This window comes from Bacillus sp. YC2 (genome assembly GCF_019891195.1).
In the GTDB taxonomy this organism is placed as follows: domain Bacteria; phylum Bacillota; class Bacilli; order Bacillales; family Bacillaceae; genus Bacillus.
The window spans coordinates 149,396-168,826 of the sequence record NZ_JAHXDO010000003.1 but is presented as its reverse complement, the minus strand read 5'-3'; the positions used below and the strand labels follow the sequence as shown (position 1 = coordinate 168,826).

The following is a 19,431-nucleotide window of genomic DNA, read 5'->3' as shown; positions in this document are numbered from 1 at the left end:
AAAACAGGATGAACGGCTGAGCGTTCATCCTGATTGCAGAAGTACAGGCTTTATCGCAGAAAATATATGCCTTTGGTAAGCACCTCATTTGTTTTTAAAATGAAGACTTATGGGTATGCTTATTGATTCCTGGGACAAACACCTCATTTGATTATTTCATCATTTCTGAAGAACATCATCAAAGCAGTGAGTGAAGAAATAGTAAGCATGGGACATGTTGATTTTCATCCAACTGTTCTAAGACGTCTTTAACAAACACCTCATTTTCAGTTGATTAAAGCTGTTTCCTTCTACACACATTATGATGTCCATATAAAGTATAGATATGTGCGCTTTTTTACATTAGAAAAAAGGGAATCGTTTCAAATCAGACTTTATTTTTGGTACTATGAAGAAAAACGAATCAGAAGGGGAGAAATTATGTCTCTGCTATCGGTAAAAGACTTAACCGGCGGTTACACGAGAAACCCGGTTTTAAAAAATGTTTCATTTACCCTGGAGCCGAACCAGATTGTCGGGTTAATCGGATTGAACGGTGCAGGCAAAAGCACGACGATCCGGCATATTATCGGTTTAATGGATCCGCATAAAGGCTCGATCGAGCTGAACGGAAAAACGTTTTCCGAAGATAAAGAAAGCTACCGTTCGCAATTTACATATATCCCTGAAACACCGGTGCTGTATGAAGAGCTGACGCTCAAGGAGCATTTGGAATTAACGGCCATGGCGTACGGCCTTTCAAAAGAAACGCTGGAAAAAAGGCTTCCCCCGCTTCTCAAAGAATTCAGAATGGAAAAAAGGCTGAAGTGGTTTCCGGCGCATTTTTCCAAAGGAATGAAGCAGAAAGTAATGATCATGTGCGCATTTCTCGCCGAGCCGTCGCTTTATATCATTGATGAGCCGTTTCTCGGGCTTGATCCGCTGGCGATTCATGCGTTATTGGAGCGGATGGACGCCGCGAAAAAGGCCGGAGCAAGCGTGCTGATGTCTACACATATTTTGGCAACGGCAGAACGATATTGTGACGCTTTCATCATTCTGCATAACGGCGAGGTGCGGGCGAGCGGAACGCTGCAGGAGCTGAGAGAGCAGTTCGGCATGAAAGACGCCGCACTTGATGATTTGTATGTTGAGCTGACGAAGGAAGACGCCGGCCATGAATAATATGTCTACTATTTGGCAGTCGCGGCTTGAAGAGCATATAAAGGAAACAAGGATGTACATGAAATATATGCTCAATGATCATCTCGTCATTGTACTGATCTTTTTCATTGCCGGCGCCGCGAGCTGGTACAGCAAGTGGGTAAAAGACATTCCTGCCCATTTCCCGTCATTTTGGGTGATGGCCGTGCTGTTTTCATTTGTCTTGACCGGCTCGTACGTACGGACACTATTAAAGGAAGCTGATCTCGTTTTTTTACTGCCCCTTGAACCGAAAATGGGGACTTATTTTAAGCAGTCGTTCAGGTACAGCTATCTGTCGCAACTTTTTCCGCTTATTGCTCTTTCACTTGTATGTATGCCTCTTTATTTCGCTGTCAGCCCCGGCGCGTCGCTAACGGCTTATGCGGCTGTTTTCATTCAAATGCTGGCGGTGAAAGCGTGGAATCAGGCGATGGAGTGGCGGATGACGTTTATGAATGACAGAAGCATGAAACTGATGGATGCAGTCATTCGTTTTATCTGCAATATGCTGCTTCTATACTTCATATTACAATCGTTTTATGGGTACGCGATTGCCGTATATGCCGTAATGGCGGGTCTATATGTGTATTTCACCTCGGCCGCAAAACATAAATCGTTAAAATGGGAAGCTCATATTGAATATGAATTGAGACGGAAACAGCGGTTTTACAGAATAGCCAATCTGTTTACAGATGTGCCTCATCTGAAAAAACAGGCGAAACGCAGAGCATATCTCGACTTTTTGCTCAGGATGATCCCGTTTGAACAGCGAAAAACGTTCTCCTACATGTATGCGCGGGCTTTTCTGCGCTCAAACGATTATTTAGGCATTCAAGTCAGGCTCACGGTGATCTTTATACTGATTATTATGCTCGTTTCTTCCAATCCGTGGATGACGGCTGCTTTGACGGTATTTACTATCTTTATCACCGGCATTCAGCTTCTGCCGCTTTTCGGGCACTTTCATCATCTCTCACTGCAGGAGCTGTATCCCGTAAGGCAAAACATTAAGCTGAAAAGCTTCTTTTCTTTAATGAAGACGGTATTAGCCGTGCAGGCGCTGCTGCTTTCTGCTGCATCAGGCTATGCGGCGGGCATGACCGGAGCGCTGTATGCCGCTGTCGGTTCAGCCGTTCTCATCTATGCGCTTTTGCCTTCATATATGGGCGGAAGGCTGAAAAAATACGGAAAGCTGTGATCAAGCCGGTTTTTGAGACAAACCTCAATGAAAGAAGGAGACGTAAATGACCGACGATCAGCTGCTGCAGGAAGCTTTGCAATGGAAAACGCGATTTTTGCGAAAGGATTCCATGTTTGAGCGGTTTTCTAAAGGGATGCAAGGGAAAATAAACGAGCGAATCCCGGAAAAGATTCATGCCGCGATTACAGAAAGCATTAAGAAAATGACGGAAGCGACGATGGCGGGATCAAATCTGATCAAGGCGAGGCGGGATACAAGCGGTATGTCTCTTCAGGAAAAAGATTCTCTCGCCAGACAAACGATCGCTTCTTATCAAAAGATCGCGGCTGCGGAAGGAATCGGCACGGGAGCCGGCGGCATCTTTTTAGGGATAGCTGATTTTCCGCTGCTGTTGTCCATTAAAATGAAATGTTTATTCGATCTATCTTCCATATATGGTTTCGATGTCGAAAAACGAGATGAAAGACTGTTTTTACTGTTCATTTTTCAGCTTGCTTTCTCCAGCGGCGAACAGCGGAAACGCGTGTTTTCAATTCTTGAAAATTGGGACTCAAAACAGCACGATATGGATTGGAGAGTGTTTCAGCAGGAATACCGGGACTATCTGGACGTCGTGAAATTGTTTCAGCTTTTGCCGGTCGTCGGAGCCGCAGTAGGCGGAGCGGCCAATTATAAGCTTTTGTCTCAGCTTGGCGAGACGGCGAGGCATGTTTTTCATTTAAGAATTGCAGCAGCCGGTACGTAAGGTACCGGCTGCTTTTTTATTATGCACGGGGATAACTCACAGCTGCGGCGGCGAGCACTTTGGCAGCCGTAAGCATCGCTTTTTCATTGAAATCAAATTTCGGGTGGTGGTGGGGATAAATGTGTTCCGCATTCTCAGGCGCGGCGCCTGTAAAAAAGAATGTGCCTTTTACGTTTTGCAGATAATAGGCAAAATCTTCACCAGCCATTTGCGGCTCCCCTTCAGCTACGTTTGTCACGCCTTCTGTTTCACTGGCGGCGGAGGCTGCGTGAGCCGTTTCCTCAGGGTGATTAACGACTGCCGGATAGCCGCGGTTAAAACGGTATTCATAAGAAGCGGAATGCATGGCGCAGATTCCTTTGACGACAGCTTCTATTTCTGTTTCAAGCAGATCGCGGACATCTTCATCAAACGATCGGACGGTGCCGGTTATCTCTGCCTGATCAGCAATTGCGTTGAATGGATTTTCAGCGACGAAAGATCCTGCTGAAATGACGGCCGCCTGCACCGGGTTTACCCGGCGGCTGACAATATGCTGAAGGGCAGTGACAATTTGCGAGCCGATTAAAATGGCGTCCTTCGTATCATGAGGGATCGCGCCGTGGCCGCCTTTTCCGAGCACTTTAATGGTGAATCTGTCAGCTGCGGCCATCACTGCGCCAGAGCGGCATAAAATCGTTCCGACAGGTTCAGTGGCCCATAAATGAGTGCCGAAAATAGCATCGACATTCTCCAGGCAGCCATCCTCAATCATCGGTTTCGCACCGCCCGGAGAAAATTCTTCGGCATGCTGGTGAATCATCACAAATGTCCCTTTCAGCTTATCCCGATTTTGATAAAGGACTTTTCCGACCGCAAGCAGAGCTGCCGTATGGCCGTCGTGGCCGCAGGCATGCATGACGCCGGGAACTTGTGACGCATAGGGCACGTCTTTTTCATCCTGGATAGGCAAAGCGTCAAAATCCGCACGCAGCGCAACAGCCGGTCCGGGTTCGCGGCCCTCGATATAAGCGACAACACCGTTTCCTCCCACATTCGTACGGACGGGGACGCCGAGCCTTTCGTAAAACGAGGCGATAAATGCCGGCGTTTTTTTCTCTTTAAAGGAAAGCTCGGGATTCATGTGAAGGTGCCGCCTCATCTCAACCATTTCCTCATATAACGCGTCAAGCTGTTCATGTAAGCTTTTTTGAAGTGTCGTCAAAAGCGATAGCCCCCTCGTCTGCTTTTCTCATGATTGTATAGAAAAAGTCAGAAGATTTCAATCATTCCGCTACGGCAAAATGATGATGGCGGCGATTGTGGTGACGATCAGACCGACGGTGACGGGGAGAAAGTTTTTCCTCGCCAGCTCAAAAGGGTCTACTTTACAAATCGCCGCAGCGGGGATAAGAGCCCATGGGACCAATGTTCCGCCTCCGACCCAGATCGCCGACAGCTGGCCCAGCGCCGTTAAAACCGCAGGATTGGTATGAAGTGCCGCCGAAAACAGCTTTGCCATCGACCCGGCAAGGGAAATGCCGGAAAACCCTGAGCCGTCAAGCCCTGTTATAGCTCCGACTGCCGTGAGGGCAATCCCGGCAAATTCCCCGGACATCGGGAAGGAGCGGGATAATGCCAAACCGAGATCGTTTACGATTCCCGCCGACGCCTGCGGGAGAGGGGTGTGCAGAATACTCTCAAAGCCAGCATCACCGAGATAAAAGAATGCCGCAATCGGGATCACGGGGCCGAAAACCTTAAAGCCGAATTGAAAACCGCCGATAAAATATCCAGTGATCTTTTCTAAATTTCTTTGTTTATAAACAATGAAATGGACGAAAAGGAGGATGCCGATTGCCGTTCCGCCGACTAATGCGGTGGCGTCATTTCCTTGAAGGCGATACACAAGCATGCAGACAATATCAGCAAGAAAAACAAGGGGAATCAAAAACGCGAAAAAAACCCTGAGTTTTTTCGGCAAATACAGACTTGTATCCTGAGAATCAGAATTGCTGAATGACAGGGAGGGCTGCGCTTTTTTTCGGTCGCGCATGACGATAAAAAAAGCGGTGATTGTCGTTGTCAGCCCCATGATCAAGACGAGCGGAATGCTTGCCCGCATGACATCGCCGACGGGAATTCCGGCGGCATCCGCCGTCAATTTCGGCGCCGCCTGAATAACGTAATCACCTGATAAAGCAAATCCGTGGCCGAACAGATTCATCGCCATCGCAGCGGCGATCGGCGAAAGGCCCGCACGGATCGCTGCAGGAAGCAAAACAGCGCCGATTAAAGCGATTCCGGGAGACGGCCAGAAAAAAAGGGAGATGACAAACATCAGGCAGCCGATCAACCAATATGCGACAGCCGGCCCCTTCATCAGCCGCGCAAATGGAGAAATCATCGCTTCATTAATACCCGTCTTGGTTAAAATGCCGCTCATCGACACAATAAAACAGATGATAAAAATGGTCGGCAGCAATTCCCCGGCGGCATACGTAAAGCTGTGAAATAAACTGCTGACCGAAGCGGAGAAAGAATGCGTCGTCCATAACGCAATCACAAAAATACCGGCCAGAGAGATAAAGGTTGTATCTTTTCTAAGCAGCATAAATACAATAATGGCTGCGATAAATGCTATATAAAGCAGATGAACCGAGAAGGCGCCGATCTCCAATTGAACCACCCCGTTTACAAATTGATTGCTACAGGTTATTCATAGGCGGGCGGATGGTGCAAAGGAGTATGAGGAAAAACAGGACATAAAAAAAGCCGGAAAGTCTCCGGCGGGTTAGTCTATTGCATAATAAGCGGTTACATAAGAAGGGCGTGAAAAAATGGACGTAGTGTCCATACCGGCTGATGTTCCGCGTTTTTTATGGGCTTCTTGATAGGAGCTTGACTCCTGCCAGTCCTGAAAGGCTTTTTCTTTTTCCCACAAGGTAAGGATGACATACGTATCGCCATCAAGCGGTCTTAACACGCGAATGGCTTCAAAGCCGGTTTCATTTTCGACTTTGCCGGCACGGTTTTTAAACCTGTTTTCAAACAGCGGTCTGCCTTCCTGAGTAACGGCGATATTGTTCAGCACCGCATAGCCCGGATGTTTGATTTCTCCGACGCTGTCAACGATTTCATATGAATGAGGCGCCTGAAAAACGGTTTCTCCGTTTGTCTCATGGATTAAAATCGCATTTTCTTCACCCTGCATCAGCACCATCTTCTCATCCGGATGTTTCTTTGCAATCGTCTTTAAAAAATCGGCTGTCCCATATGTAATATAAACTTTCATATCAGCCACCTCCTGCTTGCTAGTATATCAAAAGAGTGGTATAAGTTTCTATTGGCGACTCATTCTGACATAATTCAAAACAATATTTCCCATACTACAGGTTAAGAAAGGCGAGGTGACTCACGCTGAAAAAGAAAAAGAAACTCTTTATACCATTAGTAATTGCAGCTGCAACCGCTTTTCTCGCGTTAATCGGATATATTATCATTATTTTTCTCGGCCATTATGTCATCGACGAAAAAAAACTGATTCTTCATGCTTCATCAAAAATCGTGGACCAAAACGGCGATGAGATTGCGAGCCTTTATACGGAGAACCGTGAACCGGTATTGATTCGGGACGTTCCGATGGATGTCAGAGAAGCGTTTATCGCTGTTGAGGATAAACGGTTTTATGAACATCACGGCATTGATGTGAAGTCTGTCGGACGGGCGGTTTTCCGCGATATTTTAGCTGGCAGCAAGGTGGAAGGCGGGAGCACGATCACCCAGCAGCTGGCGAAAAATATCTTTCTGACAAATGATAAAACCTTTTTGCGAAAGACGAAAGAAGTCATTATCGCGATTAATCTTGAGCGCGATTACAGCAAGGACAAGCTGCTTGAAATGTATCTCAACCAGCTTTATTTCGGACACGGCGTCTACGGCATCCAAGCGGCGTCCCATTATTATTTCAATAAAGAGGTAAAAGATTTAACTGTTGCAGAAGGCGCGGTGCTGGCGGCAATTCCGAAGGGCCCTTCCCTGTATTCGCCGATTCAGCATCCTGACAAAAATAAAGAACGGCGCGACACGATTCTCGCGATGATGAACGATCAAGGCTATATCAGCGCAAAAGAGGCCGTCAGGGCCGAGGGGCAGACGTTGGGGCTGCACATCAAAAAAACATCTGAAACGCCTTGGTTTGACAGCTATATCGATCTCGTCATCAAGGAAGCGGAAAATCGATATTCGATGTCAGGCGAACAGCTGCTGCAAGGCGGTTATATGATTCAAACATCGCTTGATTCCAAGCTGCAAAAAACGGCCTATACGCTCATGAAGGAAAACGGCTATTTTCCGGGGACGGATCAATCAGCCGAAGGAAGCGCCGTCTTTATCGATAATAAGACAGGAGGCGTCAGGGCGGCGATCGGCGGACGGGATTATGTGACGAAGGGATATAACCGTGTGACGGCGCCGCGGCAGCCGGGTTCAACGTTTAAGCCGCTTGTGGTGTACGGACCGGCCATGCAGGAAAACAAATTTAAACCGTATTCCCTCCTTCAAGATAAACTGCAATCATATGACGGATACGAGCCGAAAAATTATGACGGGCAATATGCTGGCGAGGTAACAATGCAAGATGCGATTACATACAGCAAAAATGCGCCCGCTGTCTGGACATTGAAGGAAATCGGCGTGGAAACGGGGAAGTCGTATTTGGAGAAAAACGGGATGAACGTTCCTGACAACGGACTGGCGATCGCACTCGGCGGTCTGTCAAAAGGCGTCACTCCGCTTCAGCTTGCCGGAGCCTATCATACATTTGCGGCAAACGGCATCTATACGGCGCCGCATTTTATTGTGAAAATAACAGATGAAGACGGAGAAACCGCAGCTGAACATAAAGGCGGCAAAACGCGTGTGTTCAGCGGACAGACGGCTTGGAATATGACGAGGATGCTTCAGCAGGTCGTAAAAAAAGGCACCGCTTCACAAGGAAGCTATCAAGGCGATCTGGCGGGAAAAACCGGCACCACCTCATACACAGGCATCTCGGGTGCGACGAAGGACGCCTGGTTTGCGGGATACAGTCCGAGTCTTACGGGAGCTATATGGATGGGGTATGACAAAACGGATACGACCCATTACCTAAAAGGCGGAAGCCAGTATCCGGTCAGACTGTTTAAGGACATCATCACGAGAGCAGGCGAAAGCGGCGGGGCATTTAAAAAACCGGACAATGTAAAAGAGCTGGGCAGCCCGATCAAGCTGAAGCCTGTCGCATCCCTGTCAGCCCGCTATACATTTAAGGCAATGGGGCTGTTTACGGTCGCATTAAAATGGGATGCCCAAGAGGATGAGCGGGTTGTTTACCGAATATATGTGAAGAAAGACGGAAAAGACAAGCTTCTGGATTCCGTAAAAGGCAAAGGCAGCTTTGACATTCCGTATGCGAATCTGTTTTCGGGGGCTTCATACAAAGTGGTTCCTTATAATACACAGACGAAACAAGAAGGGAAGGGGACCGAATACGTTCAGCCGAAGCTCTTTTCTTCTTAAAGGCGAATTCGGCGATTTTTTGAACATTACGCCTCAATTCTATACCATTTTAAAAAAACAAGGTATAGTGTAATGGGCGAAGAACACGAACGTATGGTTGCAGGAGGAAAGGTGGAAATTCAGATGAGTAAACGAGAAGCGTTTAATGATACGTTTTTAAAAGCGGCACGGGGAGAAAAAGCGGGTCACGTCCCGGTTTGGTATATGAGGCAGGCGGGGCGCTCGCAGCCGGAATACCGCAAGCTGAAGGAAAAATACGGCTTAGTCGAAATCACGCATCAGCCTGAGCTGTGCGCTTATGTGACAAGGCTGCCGGTCGAGCAGTACGGAGTGGACGCTGCCATTTTATATAAAGACATTATGACGCCGCTCCCATATATCGGAGTGGACGTTGAAATTAAAAACGGAATCGGCCCGGTGATCGATCAACCGGTGCGTTCCATGGCGGATATTGAAAAGCTCGGCGAACTGAATCCTGAGCAGGATGTTCCTTACGTGCTTGAAACGATTCGACTACTCGTAAACGAACAGCTGAACGTTCCGCTCATCGGATTTTCGGGAGCGCCTTTTACGCTGGCCAGTTATATGATTGAAGGCGGCCCTTCAAAAAATTACAATAAAACGAAAGCGTTTATGCACAGTATGCCCCAAGCGTGGCAGATGCTGATGGATAAGCTCGCGGACATGATCATCGTGTACGCCAAAGCGCAAATCAAAGCGGGCGCCAAAGCCATTCAAATTTTCGATTCATGGGTCGGCGCGCTGAACCGCGAGGATTATCGTTTGTATATCAAGCCGGTGATGGACAGAATTTTCCGGGAGCTTGCCGGAGAAAATGTGCCGCTGATCATGTTCGGCGTAGGCGCCAGCCATCTCGCGCAGGATTGGCATGATCTTCCTCTTGACGTCGTCGGTCTAGATTGGAGACTCAGCATAGAAGAAGCCAGAAAACAAGGCATTACAAAAACGGTTCAGGGCAATCTTGATCCGTCGCTCCTTCTTGCGCCGTGGGAAGTCATCGAAGAAAAAGCGAAAGCGATTCTTGATCAAGGCATGAAAACGGACCGCTTTATTTTTAATTTAGGGCACGGCGTATTCCCTGATGTAAAACCGGAAACGCTGCAAAAGCTGACGGCGTTTGTACATGAATACTCCTCAGCCAAAAAAACGGAACAATCTTCCTGAGCAAATCGTTGGTTATAAGAAGGCTTTACTGTCAAAATCAATGATAGACCATCAAAAGAGGTGTTAACAATATGAGCAGCAAAAAGAAAATGGGGCTTCTTATCATGGCTTACGGAACGCCTTATAAAGAAGAAGACATAGAACGCTATTATACACATATCAGACGCGGCAGAAAGCCGGAACCGCACATGCTTCAAGATTTAAAGGACAGATATGAAGCGATCGGAGGGATTTCTCCGCTTGCGAAAATTACCCAAGAGCAGGCGGAAAAGCTCGAGCAGCGTTTAAATGAAATTCAGGATGACGTGACATTCAAAGCTTATATTGGCCTGAAGCATATTGAACCGTTTATCGAGGATGCGGTGGCGGACATGCACAAGGACGGCATTACAGAAGCCGTCAGCCTTGTGCTTGCTCCTCACTTTTCAACATTCAGCGTCCAGTCGTATAACAAGCGCGCGAAAGAAGAAGCAGATAAGCTCGGCGGCTTGACGATCAAGTCCGTTGAAAGCTGGTACGATGAGCCGAAATTCGTGGACTATTGGGTCAGCCAGGTAAAGAAAACGTACGAAGCAATGCCGAAAGCAGAACGCGATGAAGCTATGCTTATCGTCTCTGCGCACAGTCTCCCTGAAAAAATTAAGGAATACGGCGATCCGTATCCAGACCAGCTGCATGAGTCAGCAAAGCTGATTGCAGAAGGCGCCGGAATTGCCAAGTACGCCGTAGGCTGGCAAAGTGAAGGAAACACCCCTGATCCGTGGCTCGGGCCGGATGTGCAGGATTTGACGCGGGAATTGCATCAAGAGCATCCTTATAAAGCATTTGTATATGTGCCTGCAGGTTTTGTTGCCGATCATTTAGAAGTGCTTTACGATAATGATTATGAATGCAAAGCCGTTACGGATGAAGTCGGCGCAAGCTACTACCGTCCGGCCATGCCGAATGCACAGCCTGAATTTATCGACGCGCTTGCAACGGTCGTTCTGAAGAAGCTGGACAATTAGAATTAAACGGTAAAGAAGGCGATGAAAATGAGTGGCGATAAAAAACATCTGGTCATCATCGGCGGCGGCATCACGGGATTAGCCGCCGCCTTCTACATGGAAAAAGAAATCACGGAAAAAAACCTGCCGCTTGAAGTGACACTTATCGAAGCAAGCCCGAGAGTCGGCGGCAAAATTCAGACGGCTCATAAAGAAGGCTACATTATTGAACGTGGTCCGGATTCTTTTTTAGAAAGAAAAAAAAGCGCTCCGCAGCTCGTAAAGGACTTAGGTATTGATCATCTGCTCGTCAATAATGCGACCGGCCAGTCTTATGTGCTTGTCAATGAGACGCTTCACCCGATGCCCAAGGGCTCGGTGATGGGTATTCCGACAAAAATTGCCCCGTTCATCTCGACAGGTTTATTTTCTGTTCCCGGAAAAGCCCGGGCGGCGCTGGACTTTGTCCTGCCTGCAAGCAAGCAGAAGGAAGATCAGTCTTTAGGAGAATTCTTCCGCCGGCGCGTCGGAGACGAAGTCGTGGAGAATTTAATAGAGCCGCTTCTGTCGGGAATTTACGCCGGCGATATTGACAAGCTGAGCCTCATGTCAACATTTCCGCAATTCTATCAAACGGAGCAAAAGCACCGGAGCCTGATTCTCGGCATGAAAAAAACAAGGCCGCAAGCGTCAGGCCAGCAGCTGACAGCTAAAAAGCAAGGCCAGTTTTTAACGCTAACGACAGGGCTTCAGACCCTTGTTGAAGAGCTGGAGAAGCAGCTCAAGCTGACAAAGATGATCAAAGGAACAAAGGTGACTCATATCGGCCGTGAGGAAAAAGGGTATTCGGTTAAGCTTGATAACGGCGATGTGCTAAAGGCAGAGGGATGCATTGTAACAGCTCCGCATAAAGCCGCAGCCGGAATGCTTTCCGATCTTCCCGCCGTTTCATGTCTCAAAGACATGCATTCTACGTCAGTGGCCAATGTCGCCTTAGGTTTTCCGGCAGAATCCGTTAAGGTGGAGCATGAAGGAACGGGCTTCGTCATCTCCAGAAACAGCGACTTCTCCATTACGGCCTGCACGTGGACGAACAAAAAATGGCCGCACGCAGCGCCTGAGGGCAAAACCCTTCTCAGAGCGTACGTCGGTAAGGCCGGGGATGAATCAATCGTTGATCTTTCAGATAACGAGATCATTAAAATCGTAATGGAAGATTTAAAAAAAGTGATGAACATCACAGGTGAGCCGGAAATGACATGTGTGACCCGCTGGAACGAAAGTATGCCGCAATACCATGTCGGCCACAAAGAGCGCATTAAAGAGTTCAGAGATGCGCTGAAAGCTTCCTATCCGGGCGTATACGCAACCGGCGCTTCTTTTGAAGGCGTAGGGATTCCCGACTGTATCGACCAGGGAAAAGCGGCCGTATACGATTCACTGGCATATTTATTTGAATCCTATCAGCCTCCGTTATCTTAAACGGAGGTTTTTTTGTATGTTCCCATCTTTTGCAGGGAACACCAATAGTGAGAAAAAACATTTGAATCTTTTTCATGACTGTGATAAGTTAGCTTATGTACAAAATGACTAAAACGTTCAAACGGTCAATTTAACGAGGTGGGAAACATGTCCGTCGATCGGAAAAAGCTCATTCTGGAAGCGGCAACGAAGTCTTTTACACAATTCGGATATAAGGCAACGACAATGGATTTGGTGGCAAAGCTTGCAAATGTGGGGAAGGGAACCATCTACACGTTTTTCAAAAACAAAGAAGAACTGTTCGATGATATCTTTACCACTATTTTAAGAGAAATGAAGGAGCACGCAGACGAAGCGATGAAACCGGATCTTTCATTTCACGAAAACGTTCACCGGGCGCTGACGGCCATATTGGAATTCAGAAAAACACATCAGCTGACCATTAAAATTTTTCAAGAAAACGCTGAGATTGGTACAATAGCCGTTCAGGAAGTGATCGCGAAAATGGAGCGCGCCATCCTGGCATATATTAAAGATAAGATAGAAAGAGCCGTCGAAAACGGGAGCATTAAACCGTGTGATCCCGAGCTGACCGCCTTTGTGATGCTCAAACTCTACATCGCGCTTATTTTTGATTGGGAAAAAAACCATCCGCCCCTTGAAAAAGAGACGATTGCCGAATTGCTGGAAATGTACGTTGTTCAAGGATTATCTCAATAGATGATCCTTCACTTTTTAAGTGCCGTGACCGTTTTGTTAAATGAGTCAGTTTGCGGAAGGAGGCAGCAGGGATGAATACGATAAAAAACCAGTGGAAAGAAATTGTAACCAGCAAGAAACTGTTGATCCCCATTATTGCCATTTTATTTGTTCCGCTGATTTATAGCGGAGTGTTTTTAAAGGCGTACTGGGACCCGTACGGCACGGTGGATCAGCTGCCGGTTGTCGTTGTAAACCAGGATAAAGGGTCAAATTATGAAGGGAAACATCTTCAAATCGGCGATGACCTTATAAAAGAGTTAAAGAAAAATAAAAACTTTGATTGGCATTTTTCAAGCGATCTTGATCAATCGTTAAAGGACTTATTAAATGCTAAATATTATTTATTGGTCGAGATTCCCGAAGATTTTTCAAAAAACGCCAGCACCGTCATGGATAAAAATCCGAAGAAATTGGATTTGAAATATCATACGAATGCCGGTTCAAACTATGTCGGGGCAACAATCGGCGAAAAGGCGATCGACAAGCTGAAAGCCTCTGTTTCAAAAGAGGTGACAGAGCAATACGCCAAAGTGATTTTTGATAACTTTAAAGATATTGCCAAAGGTCTCGGCGATGCCAGCAGCGGCGCCAAAAAAATTGACGACGGCACGAAAAATGCGAAGAACGGCAGCGCCAAGCTGAAGGAAAATTTAGCGAAGCTGACTGAAAGCACCGCAACCATCAGTGATAAAACAGAACAGCTGGCTGCCGGAGCGGCGAAAGTGACAAGCGGAATTCAAACGCTTGACAGTTCTATCACAAAACTGCAAAGCGCAAGCGCCGAAATTCAAGATAAATCAGGGCAGATTGCTTCAGGCGGAGGCCAAGTGGCCAGCGGGCTGAAAACGAGTCTTGATGGACACAAGCAGCTGCAGCAGAAGCTTCCTGACTTAACGAACGGATTAAGCGTGTTAAACAGCAAGGCGCAAGAGGTGTCTCAAAAAGCAGCGGCATTTGAAGATGCCCTCAATTCTGTCAATCTTTCAGAAATGGAAAAAGCAGTCCAGAATCTAGAGCAGACAGAAAAAGAAATGCAGCAGTTTAAAAAGCAGCTTTCTGATTTGAAAAACAGCCTCGGCGCACGTGATGAGGCCGTGAAAAAGGTGATTCAGAACAGCGATTTCTTAACGGATGAACAAAAAACGAAACTCGTTCAGCTTCTGAATGAAAAGCTGCCTAAAGCTGACCTTCCTGATTTAGACCGGATCGTCAATCAGCTTCCGTCCGCTGACGATATTCAGCTTCCGGATATGTCAGCCATCAAGAGTGCTTTGGATGACGTAAAAGCGAAGGCGGAACAGCTAAAAGCGCTGCCGCAGTCTACGTCCAAACTGTATAACGGCGCAGCGGCGGTACAAAGCGCGATTGACCAGCTTACCGCAGGAACAGATAAATTGTACAACGGAGCTCAAACCGTTTTTGAAAGCCAAAACAAACTGACGGCAGGTATCGGCGAATATAACAGCAAATTCGCCCAGCTCAAATCAGGTTCAGGAGAGTTAGTGTCAGGGAGCGGCCAAGTATCCGGCGGCTTATCGAAGCTGTTAGACGCGCAAAACAAAATTCATGACGGATCATCCAAAATTGAACAAGGCCAAGAGTCTCTAGGCACCGGCTTAGGCAAGCTTTTGGACGGCACCGGTGAATTATCCAGCCAGCTTAAGGACGCTGCGGATCAAACCGGAGATGTTAAGGCAAATGACAAAAACTACAGCATGATCGCCGATCCGGTGAAAACGGACGACAATGCGATCCATTCTGTGCCTAACTACGGAACGGGGCTGACGCCTTATATTTTGTCTATGGGCTTGTATGTCGGCGGATTGATGCTGACGGTTGTATTCCCGCTGAAAGAAGCCTCAGGCCGTCCGAGAAACGGGTTTGAATGGTTCCTCAGCAAATTCAGCGTCATTCTGCTCGTCGGGCTTATTCAATCCGTTATCGTGGCGACGGTTCTCTTAAAAGGAATCGGACTTGATGTGGAAAGCACTTGGAGATTTTATCTCTTCACGATGATTACAAGCATTGCGTTCTTGTCCATGATTCAGCTTTTAGCGACAACGATGGGGAATCCGGGCCGCTTTATCGCTGTCATTATCCTGGTGCTCCAGCTTGGGGCAAGCGGCGGAACCTTCCCGCTTGAGCTGCTGCCGGGATTCTATCAAGTCATTCACGGCGCATTGCCGATGACTTACAGCATCAACGGCTTCCGGGCCGTCATCTCAAACGGCGATTACAGCTACATGTGGCAGCAGGCATTTATTCTGCTTGGCATCGCTGTTGTGATGATTCTGCTCACCATTGTGTACTTTATCGTGCAAAGCAGAAAAGAAGACGTGACGGAAGAACAGACAGCATAAGAAAAAGAGGCTTGAGCAAAACGCTCAAGCCTCTTTTTTATGTCCGGCCCTCAGTGCCGCCCAAAAGGCATTAAAACCCCCATCTCACCAACAGTCCGGTATATGTCAAGCCTCCGCCGTACCCGAATAATACCAATGTCTCACCTTCAGACAGTTTTCCTGCTTTTACGGCTTCATCCAGTGCAAGAATAATAGAAACAGAGGAAGTGTTTCCGTAATATTCGACGCTTGTCAGCATTCGGTCAGCCGGAAAGGGGATTTTTTCACATATGGATTCGATCATCCGCATGTTGGCGCTGTGCGGAACAAACCAATCCACATCTCCTTTTGAAAAACCGGCTTTTTCTAAGAGGGCGTGAAATTCTTCGGGCACGGTCCTCACCGCCCATTTATACACTTCACGTCCGTTTTGAACCATATGTCCGCCGTCTTTGAGCGGCTCGCCGTTCAAATCATTGCGCAGCCCCGCGCGATACAGGACATCCGCGCCGCTTCCTGCCGTTCCTTGTACGGCCGCCAAAAATCCCGGTGAGGACTCGTCCCGTTCAACAAGCAGGGCCCCGGCTCCATCTCCGAAAAGGACACAGGTTGTCCGGTCGGTATAATCCGCTACTTTGGATAATGTTTCACCGGCAATGACGATGATTTTTTGATGCGATCCGGCTGTAATTAATCCGTCAGCGAGCTGAAGCCCGTAAGTGAGTCCCGCACATGTTGCGTTAATATCGAGCGCCCCTGTGTGCGGCCAGCCGAAGTAAGCCTGTACGCGGGCTGCGGTGCTCGGAAACGCGTAGTCTGCCGTCGTTGTAGCGACAAGGATCATATCGACATCATCAAGAGTTCCGCTGTACCTTCCGGCAAGGTTTTTCACCGCTTCAATACATAAATCAGAGGTGAATTCATGCTCGCCGGCAATGCGCCTTTCTTTCATACCGGTGCGCTGAATGATCCATTCATCAGACGTATCCACGATACGTTCCAGATCTGCGTTTGTTAACCGGCGTTCCGGGACATATGTACCGATAGCTGTAATTCTTGATTTTGACATTACATCACTCCTTTACATCAGATTATAACATCAGGTATTAATACTTGATACTAATAAATAATAAAAAACCAAGCAGTCATAAATCCCTGCTTGGAGAACATGAGAAATTTATTTATAGAATATTTTGATGTGTGAATCTACCAATCTCGGCGGTGGTGACAGCAGCATGGTTGATGCTTTTTCTCTTTTTTCTTTTTTTTCTTTTTGCAATGATCTTCTTTTCTTTTTTTGCAGCAGCAGAAGAAGTCATCAAACCAGTCATTATCGAACCAATCGTCAAACCAGTCATCATCAAACCATTTCCGCTTATGTGATTTGCGGCAGCACATACATATCCCTCCTTTTCTCATGTTCTCTTCATCGTATGAAAAAAGAGGAGGAAAAGATTGGACGGGTTATGGATGAAAAGAGTATATTTTAAGAAGAATAAAAATAGATAGGAGGAATGACCTGTGGCAGCTGTACAAAAAACGATGGAACTGATTAAAGAGCTGGTATCAATTCCGAGTCCGACGGGCAATACATATGAGGTCATAGCATATGTAGAAAACCTTTTAAAGGGATGGGGCGTTCCGTCTTACAGAAACCGTAAAGGGGGTCTCTTTGTAACAATTCCCGGCCGGGATAGCAGCCGGCACAGATTGCTGACGGCGCATGTGGACACGCTCGGCGCAATGGTAAAGGAAATAAAAGCAGACGGCAGGCTGACAATAGATTTGATCGGCGGATTCCGCTACAACTCCATTGAAGGAGAATATTGTGAAATCGAAACGGCTTCAGGCAAAACATATACGGGGACCATTTTAATGCACCAGACATCCGTGCATGTCTATAAAGATGCGGGCAAGGCTGAACGGAATCAGGCCAATATGGAAGTCCGCCTTGATGAGCCTGTAAAGACGAAGCAAGAGACAGCGGATCTCGGCATCAGAGTCGGCGACTTTATCTCGTTTGACCCGCGCGTGCAGATTACGCCAAGCGGTTTTATCAAGTCCCGCCACCTTGATGATAAAGCCAGTGTGGCGCTGCTGCTTGAATTAATTCACCGTATCACAGCAGAAAAAATCGAGCTTCCGTATACGACGCATTTTCTGATTTCAAATAATGAAGAGATCGGATATGGAGGGAATTCCAACATTCCGCCTGAAACCGTTGAATATTTGGCGGTGGATATGGGGGCGATCGGAGACGGGCAGTCAACGGATGAATATACCGTTTCGATCTGCGTGAAGGATGCGAGCGGGCCGTACCATTATCAGCTCAGAAAACATCTGACTGAGCTGGCAGAACGGCACGGCATCGACTATCAGCTTGATATTTATCCGTATTACGGTTCTGACGCGTCAGCGGCCATCCGTTCGGGGCATGACATCGTTCACGGTCTGATCGGCCCGGGAATCGACGCTTCGCACGCCTATGAACGCACGCACGAATCATCGCTTCACAATACGGCGCAGCTGTTGTACCGCTACGTTCGGTCGCCGATGGTATGAAAAAAAGCCTGCCCGGATTTACTCCGTGCAGGCTTTTCGTTAACTGGAAATGGTCGTATTTTGTTCTGTTTTGGCAAGGCTCATGATTTCGGCGCCTTTAGCGGCGTCATATTGGCCTTCCCATTTTGACATCACAACAGATGCAAGCGCGTTTCCGGTCAGATTGACGACCGTACGGGCCATATCCATAATCCGGTCAACACCGGCGATGAATGCAAGGCCTTCTGCAGGAATGTTGAATGCGCCTAGTGTCGCAAGCAGGACGACGAAAGAAGTCCCTGGCACGGCAGCCATTCCTTTGGAAGTGACCATCAAGACAAGCACAAGGGTAATCTGCTGCCAAATGGACAAGTCAATGTGGTATACCTGAGCGAGGAATAATGCGGCGATAGATTGGTACAGCACAGATCCGTCTAAGTTAAAGGTATATCCGATCGGCACAACAAAGGAAACAATACCTTTCGGACATCCGATTTTCTCCATCTTCTCCATAACACGGGGAAGTACGGTTTCGGAGCTTGACGTAGTGAACGCCAATAAAATTTCATCCTTCATATAGGCGAGGAATTTGAAAATGTTTATACCGGCAAGCTTTCCGACGATTCCGAATACAACAATGAGAAAGAAAGCAAGGGCTACATACACTAAGCCGACCAGTTTACCGAGTGAAAGCAGGGAACCGAGGCCGAATTTGGAAACGGTAACACCAATCAATGCAAAAACACCAAACGGCGCGACTTTCATGACCAGGTTCACAACATGGAACATGGCATGCGAAACACCTTCAAAGAAGGCTAATACAGGCTTTCCTTTTTCTCCGATTGCCGAGATACCGAGTGCAAACAGCACGGTAAAGCAGATGATGGCAAGCAGATCTCCTTCGGCCAATGATTGGAAGAAGTTTGTTGGTACAATATGCAGAATTGTATCCGCGATGGATTTACTATTTTGTTCTTTTTCTGTTTCAACATATTGACTGATATCTGTTTTTTGAGCTTCATGTATATTAACGCCTGTTCCCGGATGAAAGAGATTGGCCAGGGCCAGTCCAAGAATGATGGCGAAAGTGGTAATGATCTCAAAATACAAAATCGTTTTGAAGCCTAATTTTCCGACCTGTTTTCCGCTTCCTGCGCCGGCAACGCCGATGATTAAGCTGGAGACGACGATTGGAATCACTATCATTTTGATTAAGCGTAAAAACAAATCGCCGACAGGCTGTAAATAAGTTGGAACAGCGGGATTGCCATACCAGATGACACCGACTACAACCCCTAGTATGAGTCCGACGAAAATTTGCGTCGCTAGTCCAAAGCGTAATTTTTTCATAGATTACCTCCCGAAGAAAAAAGTGCAATAAGTATCTAAAAAGATAGCTATTAGAACAAATTATAATAGAAAAGAAAACATTTCGTCTATAGTTAAATATAGTTTGAATATAATGAA

At 47.2% G+C, this 19,431-nt stretch carries 16 protein-coding genes; 10 read left to right on the top strand and 6 right to left on the bottom strand.

Annotation, left to right across the window (positions count from 1 at the left end; genetic code table 11):
- The first annotated feature begins 420 nt into the window (after nucleotides 1–420).
- Genes ecsA through KY305_RS07525 form a run of 3 tightly spaced genes read left to right on the top strand, consistent with a single transcriptional unit; the run spans nucleotide 421 to nucleotide 3,131 of the window.
- Complete coding sequence (gene ecsA / locus KY305_RS07535; protein ID WP_223062011.1) at nucleotides 421–1,164, top strand: ABC transporter ATP-binding protein EcsA; 744 nt, start codon at nucleotides 421–423, stop codon at nucleotides 1,162–1,164.
- The gene (locus KY305_RS07530) at nucleotides 1,157–2,383 is read left to right on the top strand and encodes an ABC transporter permease (protein ID WP_223062010.1); all 1,227 of its coding nucleotides are present in this window, start codon (nucleotides 1,157–1,159) and stop codon (nucleotides 2,381–2,383) included. The genes ecsA and KY305_RS07530 overlap by 8 nt, the downstream gene beginning before the upstream one ends.
- Before the next feature lie 46 nt (nucleotides 2,384–2,429).
- The gene (locus KY305_RS07525) at nucleotides 2,430–3,131 is read left to right on the top strand and encodes an EcsC family protein (protein ID WP_223062009.1); all 702 of its coding nucleotides are present in this window, start codon (nucleotides 2,430–2,432) and stop codon (nucleotides 3,129–3,131) included.
- A gap of 19 nt (nucleotides 3,132–3,150) precedes the next feature.
- On the opposite strand, the gene KY305_RS07520 is transcribed toward KY305_RS07525, so the two are convergent.
- The 3 genes from KY305_RS07520 to hmoB all read right to left on the bottom strand — a co-directional run bounded on the left by KY305_RS07520 (nucleotide 3,151) and on the right by hmoB (nucleotide 6,405).
- Nucleotides 3,151–4,281, bottom strand: a complete 1,131-nt coding sequence (locus KY305_RS07520) for a M20 family metallopeptidase (RefSeq protein ID WP_223062135.1) — start codon at nucleotides 4,279–4,281, stop codon at nucleotides 3,151–3,153.
- 123 nt (nucleotides 4,282–4,404) lie between these two features.
- Nucleotides 4,405–5,790 carry a hypothetical protein gene (locus tag KY305_RS07515; RefSeq protein WP_223062008.1) on the bottom strand — a complete coding sequence of 462 codons (1,386 nt, stop codon included), beginning with the start codon at nucleotides 5,788–5,790 and terminating at the stop codon, nucleotides 4,405–4,407.
- A gap of 114 nt (nucleotides 5,791–5,904) precedes the next feature.
- Nucleotides 5,905–6,405, bottom strand: a complete 501-nt coding sequence (gene hmoB, locus KY305_RS07510; protein WP_223062007.1) for a heme-degrading oxygenase HmoB — start codon at nucleotides 6,403–6,405, stop codon at nucleotides 5,905–5,907.
- 125 nt (nucleotides 6,406–6,530) lie between these two features.
- Here hmoB and KY305_RS07505 point away from each other — a divergent pair, with 125 nt between their 5' ends.
- The 6 genes from KY305_RS07505 to KY305_RS07480 all read left to right on the top strand — a co-directional run bounded on the left by KY305_RS07505 (nucleotide 6,531) and on the right by KY305_RS07480 (nucleotide 15,444).
- On the top strand, nucleotides 6,531–8,669 hold the full coding sequence (locus KY305_RS07505; RefSeq protein ID WP_223062134.1) for a transglycosylase domain-containing protein: 2,139 nt from the start codon (nucleotides 6,531–6,533) through the stop codon (nucleotides 8,667–8,669).
- Nucleotides 8,670–8,792: 123 nt separating this feature from the next.
- A complete protein-coding gene (hemE, locus tag KY305_RS07500; protein ID WP_223062006.1) occupies nucleotides 8,793–9,854 on the top strand; it encodes a uroporphyrinogen decarboxylase in 1,062 nt (353 codons plus the stop codon).
- A gap of 71 nt (nucleotides 9,855–9,925) precedes the next feature.
- Nucleotides 9,926–10,861 (top strand): ferrochelatase, encoded by a 936-nt coding sequence (gene hemH / locus KY305_RS07495; RefSeq protein ID WP_223062005.1) that lies wholly within the window; start codon nucleotides 9,926–9,928, stop codon nucleotides 10,859–10,861.
- Nucleotides 10,862–10,888: 27 nt separating this feature from the next.
- Nucleotides 10,889–12,322, top strand: a complete 1,434-nt coding sequence (gene hemY, locus KY305_RS07490) for a protoporphyrinogen oxidase (protein ID WP_223062004.1) — start codon at nucleotides 10,889–10,891, stop codon at nucleotides 12,320–12,322.
- A gap of 147 nt (nucleotides 12,323–12,469) precedes the next feature.
- Nucleotides 12,470–13,042, top strand: a complete 573-nt coding sequence (locus KY305_RS07485; RefSeq protein ID WP_214800756.1) for a TetR/AcrR family transcriptional regulator — start codon at nucleotides 12,470–12,472, stop codon at nucleotides 13,040–13,042.
- A gap of 71 nt (nucleotides 13,043–13,113) precedes the next feature.
- On the top strand, nucleotides 13,114–15,444 hold the full coding sequence (locus tag KY305_RS07480) for a YhgE/Pip domain-containing protein (protein WP_223062003.1): 2,331 nt from the start codon (nucleotides 13,114–13,116) through the stop codon (nucleotides 15,442–15,444).
- Nucleotides 15,445–15,514: 70 nt separating this feature from the next.
- Here KY305_RS07480 and KY305_RS07475 read toward each other — a convergent pair whose 3' ends face one another.
- Both KY305_RS07475 and KY305_RS07470 read right to left on the bottom strand, forming a co-directional pair.
- Entirely contained in the window at nucleotides 15,515–16,492 is a 978-nt protein-coding gene (locus tag KY305_RS07475; RefSeq protein WP_223062002.1) for a ketoacyl-ACP synthase III, read from the bottom strand.
- A gap of 112 nt (nucleotides 16,493–16,604) precedes the next feature.
- A complete protein-coding gene (locus KY305_RS07470) occupies nucleotides 16,605–16,784 on the bottom strand; it encodes a hypothetical protein (protein ID WP_223062001.1) in 180 nt (59 codons plus the stop codon).
- Between the two features lie 160 nt (nucleotides 16,785–16,944).
- Here KY305_RS07470 and KY305_RS07465 point away from each other — a divergent pair, with 160 nt between their 5' ends.
- A complete protein-coding gene (locus KY305_RS07465; protein WP_223062000.1) occupies nucleotides 16,945–17,985 on the top strand; it encodes a M42 family metallopeptidase in 1,041 nt (346 codons plus the stop codon).
- A 39-nt stretch (nucleotides 17,986–18,024) separates the two neighbouring features.
- Here the strand turns inward: KY305_RS07465 and KY305_RS07460 are convergent, their stop codons facing one another.
- Nucleotides 18,025–19,314, bottom strand: coding sequence for a glutamate/proton symporter GltT (locus KY305_RS07460; protein WP_223061999.1), 1,290 nt, complete (start codon nucleotides 19,312–19,314; stop codon nucleotides 18,025–18,027).
- Nucleotides 19,315–19,431 lie beyond the last annotated feature (117 nt).